Below are 15,496 nucleotides of genomic sequence, written 5' to 3'. Positions count from 1 at the left end.
ATTAGTTTTTCTGTTCGTTTTGAGTTTGGTTTTGGGTTAACTGTTGTTGCTGCTGTTTAAAATAATTGGCAATATCATTTTTAAACCAAAAAGCCGTAGCGACGATTACTACGCCTAGTAAAATTGCTGACCAGAATATTATTCGGGCTTTTTTATTACGTTTTTTTAAAGGGTCAGTTAAATTACGTTTTGCATTGGCCGGTAATTCGGCTTTACTGGTAAGCAGACCACCAAGCAGTAAATTGATTTTAACTTGTCCATTTATCGCCCAACCAGAAGCTTCAAGTAATGGCCCAAGTGTTCTCCTGCGTAATTTTAACCAAGCCAATATTACTGATGGTCCAGATATAATCAAGAATAAACCTAAAATCACTAATGGGAATTGCCACCATGTAAGCGAGAAGATAGCTTGAAAAATAGTCGCTAAAGCGGTACCAATGGCGCCAATAGCTAAACCAATAGCTGCAAAGATACCAACACTTTTACCAATATCAAATTTGCTTTCTGGATTTTGCACCGCTTGTGTGCTGGTTTTCTCAATGTTAGCATCTTTATTGCTTGCCCATTTATTTATTTGTTCAGTAATTAAACGGCCAATACGTTGATAAGGTGCCCAAATGGCTTGTTGGATACTAATTGGTTTAGTAATCATCTTAACCACATTGGCATCCCAATCATTGCCTTCATTATCAATAAAGACGCCATTGCGGCCTTCGATTAATAAATCACCTTGTCCAGCGGTAATTGCTGCAGCAATTGTCTGTTTTTGACCGTGTCTTGTGCATTCACAATAAAGTAAACAAAGTTCAGAGTAATTTGCCATGGTTGAATGTTTGGCGATATTATCAACGGCAACGCAAAGTGTAGCACAGCGACCATCAATATAAAGCTTACCTAATTGAAAAGCCGCATAATGGTCAAGTGAGAAGAATTCAGCAAACGAAGCAAAGTTAATCAATAAACGATAGAGATGTTTTTGAAATAAGACTAGTTTTTCTAATACAAAAACATCTGAGGCTGAAATAGGTGTTTGGTTATCCTGTTCGACCATTTTTTCAAATTCGCTTAATAAATTATCATTAGCTAAATTAGCGATCTGATTGCTAGGAATATCCTCAATACTCGCAGTAGGTTTAGTTGCTACGTTTAATTGCTGCATCTCAGGTTTAGAACTAATTAACGTGGCATAGGCATTAAGACCCGTTTGAATATCTTGCCATTCTTGTGCTGTTAATTGGTTAGGATCGGCTAAATGGGATGCCACTAAAGCCCTAAATCGAATGATTTTAGTTTTCCACAGTGGATTAAGGCCATTAACCAGATCTAATGCGTTATTGCTATCAATTCTAGATAAAGGTAGCTCAGATAAAGCTTCATCAGAAAGTAATCCATTTTGGGTTGGGACAATATATTTCTCGTCAACATTTAACGCTGTTTGTGCCTGAGGTGCGTATTGTGCTAATTCAACCCGCAAAAAGTAGTCATCAATTTTTGGCTTTAATTCTTGAACTAATTTCCATATTTCTGAGCGGTTTTCGCCAAAAGGTGTTTCGGTATTACTGATATCAGTTTGCCATTTTTGCCAACTTTTTAAGTTCTTAACAAAAGTTTGCGCAATCTCTAAATTAATTCCATCCTGACCACTCATATCTTTTTCGGCACCAGTTGTTTTTATTGCTGCCTGAATAAAATTTTGCATTTCTGGTGATAATTCGGCTGAAGGTGGAAAAATTAAATCGCCATTGTAGAGTTTGCTGGCATTAATTTTAAGTGATTGTTGCACATCATCTTGCGTTAAATAATCGGCTTGGCTCTTATTTAAATTCGCCAAAATACTATGCGCAGTAACTAATAATTTTTTACCTTGTTCTGTTGAATCATCGATTTGCGATAGTGGCAATGTTTCTGAGGATTGTACTATATTATCGAAAGAGACGATTTTATCTTTTGCCCAACTAATTGCATCTAAAATATCGGGAATACGAATGCGGCCATCGTTATCAGAATCTAACAATTGTAATGTTCTTTGATCAAAATCTAAACCGGTTGTCGGGCAACTAAGTGCAACCCATAATTTAGGATCTAAATTGGCTAAGTTGATAATGTCATCGGCATTTTTTAATACGACTTGATCTAATCCACCAACACGTTGAAATGTCCAAGTATGACTCATAATCACCTCCATACCGAAATATTATTAATATATTCAATTATTAATAATTATAACAGTATTCATTTTTTTAGAAGAGAATTGGAATGCTCACGTTTTAAGAGCCGTTAATTGTATCTTTGATAATTGATTTTGGTTGCCAAGCGCAACTTTATGATAGAATACCGCCTTATTATTTAATATCCAAATAAAAACCACAAATATGTCATTAATTAATCTTACCAATGCCTATTTATCATTTAGTGATGCACCACTTCTTGATCATATTGATATGTCGATAGAAACTAACGAGCGAGTCTGTCTTGTTGGTCGTAACGGCGCCGGTAAATCAACTCTATTAAAAGTGTTAAATAAAGAAGTACCGCTCGATGAAGGACAAATTGTTTATGAAAACAACGTTATTGTCTCTCGATTACAGCAAGATCCCCCTCGAGATATTCAAGGAAATGTTTTTGATTTTGTTGCGGAAGGTTTAAAAGAACAAGCGCAATTATTAAAAGATTACTATGCATTGTCACACTTAGTTGAAACTGATCCAAGTGAGGGTAATCTATCTAAATTAGCTAAAATGCAAGAACAGCTAGATCATCAAAATGGTTGGCAATTGGATAATCGGATTCGTAATGTCATTTCCTCATTATCGTTAGATGGTGAGGCATTATTGTCTTCGTTATCGGGTGGTTGGTTGCGTAAAGCGGCATTAGCAAAGGCACTAGTTTGCCAACCATCAGTACTATTATTGGATGAACCAACTAACCATTTAGACATCGATACCATTAAATGGCTGGAAGAGTTTTTAAAAAGCTTCAATGGCAGCATTGTGTTTATATCGCATGACCGATCCTTTATTCGGCAAATGGCGACGCGGATTATTGATTTAGATCGCGGTAAGGTTGCTTCTTGGGGCGGTGATTATGACAGTTATTTGCTAGGTAAAGAAGAAGCGCTGCGTGTTGAAGAGTTACAAAATGCCGAATTTGATAAGAAGTTAGCACAAGAAGAAGTCTGGATCCGTCAAGGTATTAAAGCTCGTCGAACACGTAACGAGGGGCGAGTAAGAGCATTAAAAGCGATGCGGCAAGAATATTCACAGCGTCGTCAAGTTATGGGCAATGCAAAAATGCAGATCGAAGAAGCACTGCGTTCAGGTAAAATTGTCTTTGAGCTAGATAATGTCAGTTATCAAATCGATGATAAAGTGTTGGTTAAGGACTTCACGGTACAAGTGTTACGTGGTGATAAAATTGCTCTAATTGGCCCCAATGGTATTGGTAAAACCACATTATTAAAACTGATGCTAGGTAGTTTAGCACCGACCTCAGGAAGTGTTCATTGCGGAACCAAACTTGAAGTGGCTTATTTTGATCAGTATCGATTAGAGCTTGATCCTGAAAAAACCGTTATGGATAACCTGGCAGAAGGTAAGCAAGAGGTGATGGTAAATGGTCGCTCAAGACATGTACTTGGTTATTTGCAAGATTTCCTCTTTCCACCAAAACGCGCTCGAACACCGGTCAGAGCACTCTCGGGTGGTGAACGAAATCGCTTATTATTGGCAAAACTCTTTTTAAAACCAAGTAATTTATTGGTGCTTGATGAACCAACTAATGACCTTGATATTGAAACGTTGGAACTATTAGAAGAACTTGTTAACGATTATCAAGGAACGGTTTTACTTGTTAGCCATGATCGGCAATTTGTCGATAACGTAGTTACCCAATGCTGGTTTTTTGAAGAGCAGGGGCGAATTGGTATTTATGCTGGTGGTTATACTGATGCTTTACAGCAACAACAGCAAGCTAAACCAGTGAGTGCTCAAGTCACCAATAGTAAGAGCAATGAATCAGCTAAAAGTGACAGTAACAAAACCAATAGCGCAGACCAAGCGCCAGAGCAAGCGGCTAAAAAGAAGGTTAAATTAAGCTATAACGAACAACGCGAACTCGCCCAGTTACCTAATAAAATCGAGGAATTAGAAACAGCTATTGCGGATCTTCAAGCTCAAATTGGCCATAGTGACTTTTTCAATCAACCTCATGAAGTCACCAGCCAAATACTGCAATCTTTAGCTGATAAAGAAGCTGAGCTTGAAGTGGTATTTGAACGTTGGGAACAATTAGAAGCATTAACCCAATAAGCGCTCAATGTGAGCGCTTATTCATGACTACCAAGTTTTTTTGGATAAAAAGTAAAAAAGTATTAGGGCTATAATCACAAAAATAGCGCCAACAAAACCAATATAATGGGTGGATAAGTAAACCAATACTTGGCTACCGACAAAGGCGCCACCACCTATACCGATATTATAAATACCCGAATAAACCGAGGTCGCAATATCGGCAGCATCAGGTGCAGCATCAATAACTTTACTCTGCATCACCATACCAATAATGGTAATCGCAAGCCCCCAAACCATACCTTGTACTATTGCGGTTATGAGACTAAAAGAACAAACATAAAGCGATAATAAACAGATAATTAATAATATCACCGGCATAACTAAAATGGCGGTTGGATGTGGTTCGGAATATTTGGCAAAAATTAAACTACCTATCATGCCTGAAAAACCGACAGCTAATAATAAGCTCACGACAATTTGTTCGCTAAAGCCACCAACATTAAGCATAAATGGCGTTATATAAGTATAAGCGGTAAAATGGCCGGTAATAATAATAGCAGTTAACAAATAAATATTTAGTAATACAGGTCGTTTAAGTACTTCAGGAATGGCTTTTAGTGAAATTGTGTTCATACTAGGCACAGCCGGTAACAAATAAATTAATGAAGCCATTACACAAAATGCGATAACCCCGATACATAAAAATGTGACTCGCCAGCCAACTAATTGGCCGATCATTGTTCCAATAGGAATCCCTAATACTGTTGCCATTGAGGTGCCAACCACAATAAAGCCCATCGCTTTAGCTTTTTTACCATTGGGTGCTAATCGAACCGCTAAAGGCGTGGTAATGGCCCAAAAAACCGCATGGGCGCAAGCAATGCCGATTCTAGCAACCATTAAACTATAAAAACTCCAAGCAAAGCCAGCCAAGATGTGACTAGCAATAAATAAACAAAATAGAAATATAAGTAGTTTACGGCGTTCCATTTTTGCGGTTAATACCGTTAAAGGTAAAGATAATAACGATACCGCCCAAGCATAAATAGTTAATAATAGCCCGGCATGCGCAACATCCATCGAAAAACTTTCAGCAATATTCGGCAGTAATCCAACTGGTACAAACTCTGTGGTATTGAATATAAACGCAGCAAGGGCAAGGCAGAGAATCGACGACCAGATTCGAGACCGTTTATTAGCATTATTCATGATTAATGTGATAGAAGGGATTGAGATTCAATAAGCTGATTATAGCTGAATATTATTGACTATTAAACAATCATCGCCATAAATTATGCGGTTATCAAAAATGTTAAGCAATCAATAGTAATGTGCTGTTCTTCATAAAAAAATTTTGCTAACTAGTGTTTAATGTTTTATTATCAAACAGTACTGTATTTATAATAATTATTGCTAATCCCATTACATATAAAACTTGCCGTTTCTTTATTGGTTCTATTAAGTTGCTTTCTCATCACTAATTAAAATAGTACTTAGGAGATATCTATGCGTAAAAAGTTTTTATATTCATTAGTAGTATCTATTTTATTTTGTTTTAACGTCCATGCCATTGAGGTTAAAGATGTAACCACAAATCCAAATGATTTTTATCTTACCCAAGAACAAGCACCAGATAGTTTACATTTATTACCGCCACCACCAGCCTTTAATAGCGTTGATTTTTTAAGAGATAAAGCCATGTATGATTGGGGAAAATCCATGCGAAATACTGAGCGAGGTAAACAAGCTTATCTTGATGCTGATTCGAGTAAAGATAATGTTACTAAACAGTTTTCAGCCGCTTTTGGATATGATATTTCAATTGATAGCTCGCCTGAAATTTATAAACTTATTACCACAATGAAAGAAGATGCTGGCGATCTAGCAACTCGATCGGCTAAACAATATTACAACCGCATCAGACCGTTTTCATTTTTTAATGAACCGACATGTCGCCCTGAAGACGAAAAAACGTTATCGACCAATGGTTCATATCCCTCTGGTCATACCACAATGGGATTTGCTATAGCATTGGTCTTAGCTGAAATTAATCCTGCACGGCAAAATGAAATTTTAAAACGAGGTTACGAAGTTGGTGAAAGCCGAGTTATTTGTGGTTATCATTGGCAAAGTGACATTGATGCGGCAAGAGTCATGGCGGCGGCAGTAGTTGCACAGTTACATACTAATTCTGCATTTATTGAACAATTAGCTAAAGCAAAAGCTGAACTGAATCAATTTCAATAGCTATAGGGTGTTTGTAGGTAACTAAATCATTTTCTTATATTGGTTGTTATCCTTTAACAACCAATATTAATTTCCGTTATAGCGCCTTAAATGATATATCCGGCAAAATTGTTTCTCCTTGCCAATACAGTTGACTAGCAACTTGTGCGGCAATATTACAATATAATTGCGTAAATTCACTATCAGGATGACTGACTACTGTTGGTTGTCCAGAATCAAGATCTTGGCGTAATAAACGGTGAAGCGGCATTTGACCAAGTAATTTTGTTTGGTATTTTTCAGCTAGACGCTTAGCACCATCCTCACCAAAAATTGCTTCATGGTGACCACAATTTTCACAGATGTGATAACTCATATTTTCAATAATACCAAGAGTTGGAATATTCACTTTATTAAACATCGTGATGCCTTTTTGCGCATCAATTAATGCAATATCTTGTGGTGTGGTAACAATAACCGCTGCTGTAACAGGAATGTTTTGCGCCAATGTTAATTGGATATCACCAGTGCCTGGTGGCATATCAATAACCAAATAATCAAGTTCAGGCCAGAGTGTATCTTGTAAAATTTGCAAAAGCGCTTTACTTGCCATTGGTCCGCGCCAGACCATCGCACCATCGGCAGCAACTAAATAGCCAATTGAATTACTAGCAAGGCCATAAGCCATAATCGCTGACATATGTTTATTGTCAGGCGTTAATGGTTGTTCTTTTTCAGTGCCAAGCATGGTTGGGATTGACGGGCCATAAATATCAGCATCTAAAATACCCACTTTAGCCCCTTGTTTTTGTAACGCTAAAGCTAAATTAACTGCAGTTGAGGATTTGCCAACCCCCCCTTTACCGGAACTTATCGCAATAATATTTTTGATATTCTTAATAGCATGATGACTATTGGCTCGCTTTAATGTGGCAATATTATATTTAATATTCCAATTCACATTTTCAACACCATCTAATTCAAGTAATAATGGCGTCACTGTTGTTTTCAGATCTTCAAAACCAGTTTGCCAAGCAAAAGGCATGGTCAAGCTAATCATTAGTTCTTGATTAACCCGTTCACATTGGGAAATAGCCCCAAGTTCAATCAGATTTTTCTGTAGAGTAGGGTGACGAAAATTCTCAAGAATTTTTTTTGCTTCCATGTTAATAAACCTTTTATCTAGCTCGTTGGTATATATTTAGTTATTTTACTTTAATTTGTTATCGATATTATCAATAACTTTAATGGACAATAAATTACAAAATTATATTTTTTACATTCCAATAAAAATACAACCAGTCCAAAATTGATTGGCTTTATAAAGAAATTTAGGCAAATTATGGCATAAATCTAGCGATAATCACACGATTGTTGTACTATTTCTGCCATTATGAAATTAAAGGTAATAATTTAACATGACAACTCAACGCAAAATATTGGTGACTTGTGCGCTTCCATACGCAAACGGTTCAATTCACTTAGGTCATATGCTTGAACATATTCAAGCTGATGTATGGGTTCGCTACCAGCGTATGCGTGGCAATGAAATCTATTTTATTTGTGCCGATGATGCGCATGGAACGCCGATTATGTTAAAAGCTCAGCAATTAGGCATTACTCCTGAGCAGATGATCGCGGAAGTAAAAGTCGAACACCAACGTGATTTTGCCGGATTTAACATTAGTTTTGATAACTATCATTCAACCCATAGCCCTGAAAATCGTGAAATATCAGAACAAATATATAAACGTTTAAAAGCGAATGGTTATATTAAAACGAAGGTTATTTCACAACTGTTCGACCCTGAAAAACAGATGTTTTTACCTGATCGTTTTGTAAAAGGTACTTGTCCTCGTTGTAAAGCACCAGATCAATATGGCGACAATTGTGAAGTATGTAGTGCGACTTATAATCCTACTGATTTAATTGATCCTAAATCAGTCGTTTCAGGCGCAACCCCGATTTTAAAACAATCTGAGCATTTCTTCTTTGATTTACCTGAGTTTGCCACAATGTTACAAACTTGGATACGTTCAGGCACATTACAAGAACAAGTTGCTAATAAAATGCAAGAATGGTTTGAAGCAGGTCTACAACCGTGGGATATCAGTCGTGATGCCCCTTATTTTGGTTTTGAAATTCCAGACGCACCGGGTAAATATTTTTATGTTTGGTTAGATGCACCAATTGGCTATATGGGCTCTTTCCTTAACTATTGTAATAAAAATAATAAAGCGATTTTTGATGAGTTCTGGAATAAAGATTCAACGACCGAGCTTTATCATTTTATTGGTAAAGATATTGTTTATTTCCATAGTTTGTTTTGGCCAGCAATGCTAGATGGTAGTGAACATCGCAAACCATCAAATATTTTTGTACACGGTTATGTAACCGTTGATGGCGCTAAAATGTCAAAATCTCGTGGTACTTTTATTCAAGCAAGTACCTATCTAAAACATCTGGATCCAGATTGTTTACGTTACTATTATGCCGCTAAATTGTCGCCACATATTGATGATATCGATCTTAATCTTGAAGATTTTGTTCAACGAGTTAATAGCGATTTGGTAAATAAAGTGGTTAACATCGCATCACGTTCGGCGGGATTTATTAGTAAAAGATTCGACGGCAAATTATCTGATAATATTGCTGCACCAGAACTTTACGCCTTATTTGTCGAAAAATCGCAAGTTATTGCTGATGCTTTTGAAAAACGAGAGTCAGGTAAAGCGGTACGTGAAATTATGGCTTTAGCTGACGAAGCTAACCGCTACATTGATGAAAAAGCGCCATGGGTGGTTGCTAAACAGGAAGGGCAAGATCAGCAATTACAAGATATTTGTTCAATGGGTATTCATCTATTCCGCATTTTAATGACCTATTTAAAACCTATCGTTCCGGCATTAGCTGAACGTAGTGAAGCATTTTTAAATAGTCAATTAGAATGGCATACAATTGATAAAGCCTTAACAGGTCATAAAATTAACAGTTTTAAAGCATTATTTAACCGAATTGATATGGATAAAATTACTGCCATGATTGAAGAAACTAAACAGCAAGCAGCATCAAGCACATCTGTAAAAGAAAAAGTAGCCGAACCAATTGCGGAAACCATAAATTTTGATGATTTTGCTAAAGTTGATATGCGCGTTGCCTTAATCAAAAACGCTAGTTTTGTTGAAGGCTCGGATAAATTATTGCAATTAACGCTAGATATTGGCGATGAAACCCGTAATGTTTTTTCAGGTATCAAACAATACTATCCTGAACCTGAAGTATTAATTGGCCGTTTGACTATTATGATTGCCAACTTGGCACCTCGTAAAATGCGTTTTGGTGTTTCAGAGGGTATGGTACTTTGTGCTAGTGGTAAAGATGATAATGAAGGTGTTTATCTATTATCACCAGATAGTGGTGCTAAACCGGGGATGCGAATCTCGTAAAGATATGTAATCAATTCTTTAATCTGCATCTTAACAAGCTATTAGGCTTGTTAAGATACTTAAGTAATATAATATTACAAATATGAGTTAGTTCTGTTGCTCAATTGATCGTTTGCTAAACCTAATAATTGCAACTATTTTAGTTTTTCATTCTGTTCGAATAAATCCCATTTAATTACTACAGTTAATCAGAATCACGATAATATCTAATAAAACCAATAACCAACTAGTCACTATAGTTTTCATCACATATGGTTAAAATATTGCAGGATTTAAATAAAAAATTTGAGGAACGGGGTTTTTAAAGCCAAAATCCCGCCCAAGTTTCCCCAAAATCGGTTTTAAAACTAAAATTAGCTTGCTATAAACATAAGAGTTTATTTTGGCAAATAAGTTTGGTGTATTTAATTTAGCGACATCCGCAATGTGCTGACAACTGAGTGAGGTTAGCATGGCAAACAGGGATGTTTGCCAAGGCGGTGCTTTGTCAGGAACAAATCACAGCCGGTGCGTTAAGAGCGAACGAAGGCGGAAGGTAGTCACATCGTGACCACTTGCGTGGTCGCCGCGGGAGATTGTAAAGAGGGTTGGCGCCAACCCTCTTAACTCGGACGTATTCACAGTACAGAAACAACCGCAAAACAACAAAACGTCCGAAACTCAAAGAACTAAAAAATAAAGAACTAAAAAATTTTGAGGAACGGGGGTTTTGAAACTTAAATTCCTACTTATTGCTAACCCTTTTTTTTAACTTAAAATAAAATAATTAAAAATCAATATATTAAAAAATCACTTAAAAAAAGGGTTTTTAATAGTAAAATTGCGCTTTTTCTTTTTGCCAACTGCATTTATAGTATATGGGATTCTAGTTCACTACCGTGTAGGTAGTTTAGAAAATCACACGCTATGGTTGAGTATGCAGCTAACCGTTCACTACCGTGTAGGTAGTTTAGAAATTCAAACTGATAGCGGAATCATCATACCCGAAGTTCACTACCGTGTAGGTAGTTTAGAAAATGGGGGTATGTTGCGGCGAGTTTTGGAAAATGTTCACTACCGTGTAGGTAGTTTAGAAAGATTGGCGGGACTATGCAGATTTTGGGAAGTCGTTCACTACCGTGTAGGTAGTTTAGAAAATATGCACTTCTCGTGTCAAGATTAAGTGCAGGTTCACTACCGTGTAGGTAGTTTAGAAATTTTGTAGCAGGATCAATACTAGCAAGTAATTGTTCACTACCGTGTAGGTAGTTTAGAAATACGGCTGCAACAGAAGATGATTGGAATATGCGTTCACTACCGTGTAGGTAGTTTAGAAAATATTTACCAACAGCAGTTGGCATACCAAATTGTTCACTACCGTGTAGGTAGTTTAGAAATGATACAATCTCTTTATTATTTATATCGTATGTTATACCCCAAAATTGAAAAATACATTTTCAAGAATTAAAACTATGTTTTAATAACCTAACTTAATAATAATATTTACAAAATTTAACAAATAAACAATTAAATACTATTGCTTAGATTTTTTTTATGACTATACTTCAAGTGTTTATAATAAACAATATTCGACGGATATTTAGCCGATAAAAATAAAATAAAACCAAAAAAATCATAGAATTACTTGACAGGAACGTCAAAATGCATTATAATTTAAAACACAAAACACAAAACACAAAACCTGCCCAACCTATAATTTAACGTTAGTAAAGTTAAGCACGTACGGTCTATTATCTCACTACAATTTATTTTTCCAACAAATTTGGCAAGGGTTTTCAACATTTCTTAGTTTAGTCTTTTTATCTCGGCCGATGGTTTTGGTATTAACCATGGTTGTTTTACAGTCTATCTCTTTTTCTAATTATGCATTAACCACTAAAACGACCAATATTATTCAAGGTTCAGCTCCTTATTTAACCTTTGATGGTGGTCGTACCCGGGCGACAAATACCAAAGCGCTACTCGGGATATCCCTTTCTGATGGTAGAACATTTACTCCCACAACCAATGATTCAAGAAACCATCCTATCGAGTTACCTGTTGCTGGTCAGAGTTTTAAGGATATTGGTATGTTAGTACCAACGGATACTCATTCTAATTCTATTGAATTAAGTTCACTTATTGGCAAACCGTATAATTATTGGGGGGATGATGATGGTGATGGTCAGGGAGTTTATTATGGTGTCACCGTTACCGGTAATTTAAAATTAACTATTGTTGATAAAGACGATAATCGTGTTGCCCGTAATGAAGTACTGACTATTTGTAAAGCGCCATATAAATTAACCTTATCTAGTGATAGCGGTAGATTAAAAACACTTTATGGTGTGCCTAATGAAAGTCGTTTTAGTGCAAGTAATGCCACTTATTATATTAATCCTAAAGCAGCGCCAGTGATTTGTTTTGCAAGACCTAACTTATATGGGATTGGGAGTAATCTTTCTGATGCCATTTATCAAGGGCGTAATGGTTTTCTACCACAGTCAGTTACGCCATCGTCTTATGGTTTAAACTTCCCGACTACTGGTGCTAATAATTTGTATTTTGATTTAGATATTGGTGGTAGTAATCAGGCCTTATCTTGGGCTACGGTTTCTCATGGTGGTATTACGGCGACGATGACCGATTCAACAAATACCAGCGTTAAAGTCACCCTAACTGGTCCTGCCGTTACAGACCCTAATCAATGGTACTCAGAAAATCCACGTAGAATCGACAGACCCTCTTTACCGCAGGTATTTGAGTTAGTCGGTCGTGATAGCAGTGGTAATGCGGTGGTCAAATATGGATTTGAGTTAAAGCAGTGGTTTGTTAATAGTGGTAATAATGAAAAGAACCATTCTAGTGTGGAATCTTGGTGTAATAATATTGGATACCATCTCCCAAATATCAGGGATTTAACTAATGGGTCTTGTCGGGGACTTAATTCAGAAGACGCTTGTAACGGTGTAGTAGAGGCAACGCCTTCGTCACCTGATCCTTGGTTCCGGCGTCACATTGGTGGAGGATTGTTCTCGGAATGGGGGATGGTGGAGGATTACGTTGGTGCCAACTTTCCCGGCCTCGGCTCCGGCGCCGGCGGCACTTGGACGTTTAAATATTGGACGCAAGATATAGTAATTAGTACACAAAGGTTTTTTTATGTTAACACGCGTTATGGTTCGTTTTCTCCCGATACTTGGAACTACTCCACAAGGGGCGGTGGAGCCTGTGTCTATCCTTAGCTATTATTTCTTAGTTCTTAGGTATTGAAGCTGAGGATAAGAAAAATAACGTTAGGGCGATAAAAGCGATTTTGTGGCGCGACATTGGCAATGTGCTGACAACTGAGTGAGGTTAGCATGACAAACAGGGATGTTTGGCAAGGAGCGTTAAGAGCGAACGAAGGCGGAAGGCAGTCACATCGTGACCACTTGCGTGGTCGCCGCGGGAGATTGTAAAGAGGGTTGGCGCCAACCCTCTTAACTCGGACGTAATCACCGTATAGAAACAACCGCAGAACAACAAACGTCCGAAACTTAAAGAATAAAAAAATTTTGAGGAAAGGGGTTTTTAAAACCCCAAAATCACTTTAATCGCTTATGTTCGATTGTTTATTTCTGATTTTCTGCTGGATTACCAGAATAAGGAAAGATACTATCTTTTAAACTGAATGAAAAATCCTTCGTGCTGATTTCGCCAATGATTTTGTTGCTATCATAAAGGGCTAATAAAAATTCAGCCATTTGATCGGCAGAATGATATTTAGCAAAACTTTTATCATAATCATATTCATCAACATTATTGGCTTTTTTGCCAAATTCCGTTTGTGTTGCTGCCGGAGCAAGTACTTTTGCTTTTAATTGAGCCTTAGCTTGTATCAGTTCTTGAGCAAGCCCTTCAGTGAAAGCATTAACATAAAATTTTGTTGCGCAATAGGTAACAGCATTTGGCACAATGGTATAGCCACCGCGAGATGATATATTAATCAACTGAGTATTTGCTTGATCTTTATATTTACGTACATAAAGCGTTGATAGAATGGTTAATGCTTCAATATTTAAATGCAGCATGGATTCGATTTTTGTTAAATCTTGATCGTTTACACTGCCATAATGACCAAAACCAGCATTATTAATCCAAGTTTCGATAAAATAATTCTCTAATTGATTGAATAAATGATAATTAGACTGTGTGTTGGTTAAATCACAAACTTTTATGATAACTTCAACTTTGGGATTTATTTTTGCTATTTGTTGTTTTAATGATTCTAAATTTTCTTTTCTTCGAGCAATTACTATTAGATTTTTGTTTCTTTTGGCAAATGCGATTGCCGTTGCATAACCTATTCCCGAGCTAGCACCAGTGATAACGGTATATCTTTTGTTTTCCATTTTTAATCCCTTTGTTACTTAGATTGGTACCAAACTTTTAATAAGTTGATATCACTAAAATATTTAACTGACATAAAAATCGTTAGGCAAACTTAATCAGCAAAATTTTGTTTAATGATGATTATATACTGATTAAATTTCCGTATTTAATTAAAGATCTATATTATATTGATTGATAAAATGACAATAAATAATATCAAAATTGATTTATTAACAACTGAGGATTGCTAATGTGGATTTAGTTAAATGTATGGAAGCATTTGTTATAACCGTAAAAACAGGCTCTTTTGCTGCGACGTCTATTTCGTTAAATACCTCCCCACAGATGATTGCTAAATATATTCTTTTTTTAGAAAATTATTTGGGGCTGAAATTGCTTAATCGAACGACAAGATCACAACATTTAACAGAGTTTGGTAAACAGTATTATGAACGATGTTTGTTTATTCTCAGTGAAATTAAAAGTACAAAAACATTAGCCCAGCAATTTAGCCAAGAGCCCAAGGGAAGATTAAGGATTAGTGCCCCAATTAGTTATGGTCAATTTAATTTGATTCCTGTGATAAGTCGCTTTATGAAATGTTATCCGAAAGTGAATATTGATATGCAATTAAGTGATCGTTATGTCGATTTAGTTAAAGATGATTTTGATGTGGTATTTCGAATTGGCTCATTAAATGATTCAAGTTTAATTGCGCGTAAACTAAGTGATTTACAGCTGATTTTTGCTGCTTCACCAAGCTATTTAGCTCAAAATGGCGTACCAGCAATACCTGACGATTTGAAGAAGCATCAATGCTTAATTTATCAATATGTCAATCCGACCAAAAAGGATAATTTGTGGCCATTTACTATCAATGGCAAGTTAACTAATATCGCTATTTCAGGTGCATTTCAAAGTAATAATACCACTGCATTGGCTGCAGCCGCTATTGAGGGATTAGGCATCACAATGTTACCCGAGTCAGTACTGAATGAGTCGATTAAACAGAGTAAATTAATTCCTATTTTGCAAGATTTTTTGCCCCCGCCCAGAGAAGCTCATCTTTTGTATACAGCAGATAAGCAAAGATTACCTAAACTTAATACTTTTATTGAGTTTATGGTTAATGCTATGTCTTGATAAATTTTACAATACACTTGGTAATAGAGTTAAATTAGA

General features: G+C 36.3%; 9 protein-coding genes and 1 CRISPR repeat array. Of the genes, 5 read left to right on the top strand and 4 right to left on the bottom strand.

Going from position 1 to position 15,496, the window contains the following annotated elements; translation table 11 throughout:
* Position 1: 1 nt before the first annotated feature.
* Entirely contained in the window at positions 2-2,173 is a 2,172-nt protein-coding gene (locus H3U96_RS04150; RefSeq protein WP_198195712.1) for a MerC domain-containing protein, read from the bottom strand.
* A 199-nt stretch (positions 2,174-2,372) separates the two neighbouring features.
* Here H3U96_RS04150 and H3U96_RS04145 point away from each other — a divergent pair, with 199 nt between their 5' ends.
* Complete coding sequence (locus tag H3U96_RS04145) at positions 2,373-4,307, top strand: ABC transporter ATP-binding protein (protein WP_086361030.1); 1,935 nt, start codon at positions 2,373-2,375, stop codon at positions 4,305-4,307.
* Between the two features lie 27 nt (positions 4,308-4,334).
* Here the strand turns inward: H3U96_RS04145 and H3U96_RS04140 are convergent, their stop codons facing one another.
* Positions 4,335-5,498: a sugar transporter gene (locus H3U96_RS04140; protein WP_086361029.1), complete on the bottom strand. Its 1,164-nt coding sequence runs from the start codon at positions 5,496-5,498 to the stop codon at positions 4,335-4,337.
* A gap of 297 nt (positions 5,499-5,795) precedes the next feature.
* Here H3U96_RS04140 and H3U96_RS04135 point away from each other — a divergent pair, with 297 nt between their 5' ends.
* Complete coding sequence (locus H3U96_RS04135) at positions 5,796-6,536, top strand: phosphatase PAP2 family protein (RefSeq protein WP_065614475.1); 741 nt, start codon at positions 5,796-5,798, stop codon at positions 6,534-6,536.
* A 76-nt stretch (positions 6,537-6,612) separates the two neighbouring features.
* Here H3U96_RS04135 and apbC read toward each other — a convergent pair whose 3' ends face one another.
* Positions 6,613-7,680, bottom strand: a complete 1,068-nt coding sequence (apbC, locus tag H3U96_RS04130) for an iron-sulfur cluster carrier protein ApbC (RefSeq protein ID WP_086361028.1) — start codon at positions 7,678-7,680, stop codon at positions 6,613-6,615.
* Positions 7,681-7,933: 253 nt separating this feature from the next.
* On the opposite strand from apbC, the gene metG reads away from it, so the two are divergent.
* Positions 7,934-9,961 (top strand): methionine--tRNA ligase, encoded by a 2,028-nt coding sequence (metG, locus tag H3U96_RS04125; protein WP_086361027.1) that lies wholly within the window; start codon positions 7,934-7,936, stop codon positions 9,959-9,961.
* 868 nt (positions 9,962-10,829) lie between these two features.
* Positions 10,830-11,337: direct repeats of the CRISPR family, unit length 28 nt; unit sequence GTTCACTACCGTGTAGGTAGTTTAGAAA.
* 453 nt (positions 11,338-11,790) lie between these two features.
* On the top strand, positions 11,791-13,185 hold the full coding sequence (locus H3U96_RS04120) for a hypothetical protein (RefSeq protein ID WP_198195710.1): 1,395 nt from the start codon (positions 11,791-11,793) through the stop codon (positions 13,183-13,185).
* Between the two features lie 369 nt (positions 13,186-13,554).
* On the opposite strand, the gene H3U96_RS04115 is transcribed toward H3U96_RS04120, so the two are convergent.
* The gene (locus tag H3U96_RS04115; protein WP_086361026.1) at positions 13,555-14,334 is read right to left on the bottom strand and encodes an SDR family oxidoreductase; all 780 of its coding nucleotides are present in this window, start codon (positions 14,332-14,334) and stop codon (positions 13,555-13,557) included.
* Positions 14,335-14,566: 232 nt separating this feature from the next.
* Between H3U96_RS04115 and H3U96_RS04110 the strand changes: the two genes are divergently transcribed.
* The gene (locus H3U96_RS04110) at positions 14,567-15,457 is read left to right on the top strand and encodes a LysR substrate-binding domain-containing protein (RefSeq protein WP_086320084.1); all 891 of its coding nucleotides are present in this window, start codon (positions 14,567-14,569) and stop codon (positions 15,455-15,457) included.
* The last annotated feature ends 39 nt before the right edge of the window (positions 15,458-15,496 follow it).

It is taken from the genome of Gilliamella sp. M0364 (assembly GCF_016100565.1).
Taxonomy (GTDB): Bacteria; Pseudomonadota; Gammaproteobacteria; order Enterobacterales; family Orbaceae; genus Gilliamella; species Gilliamella apis.
The sequence above is the reverse complement of the archived record's forward strand: the minus strand, read 5'-3'. Positions and strand labels throughout refer to the sequence as shown.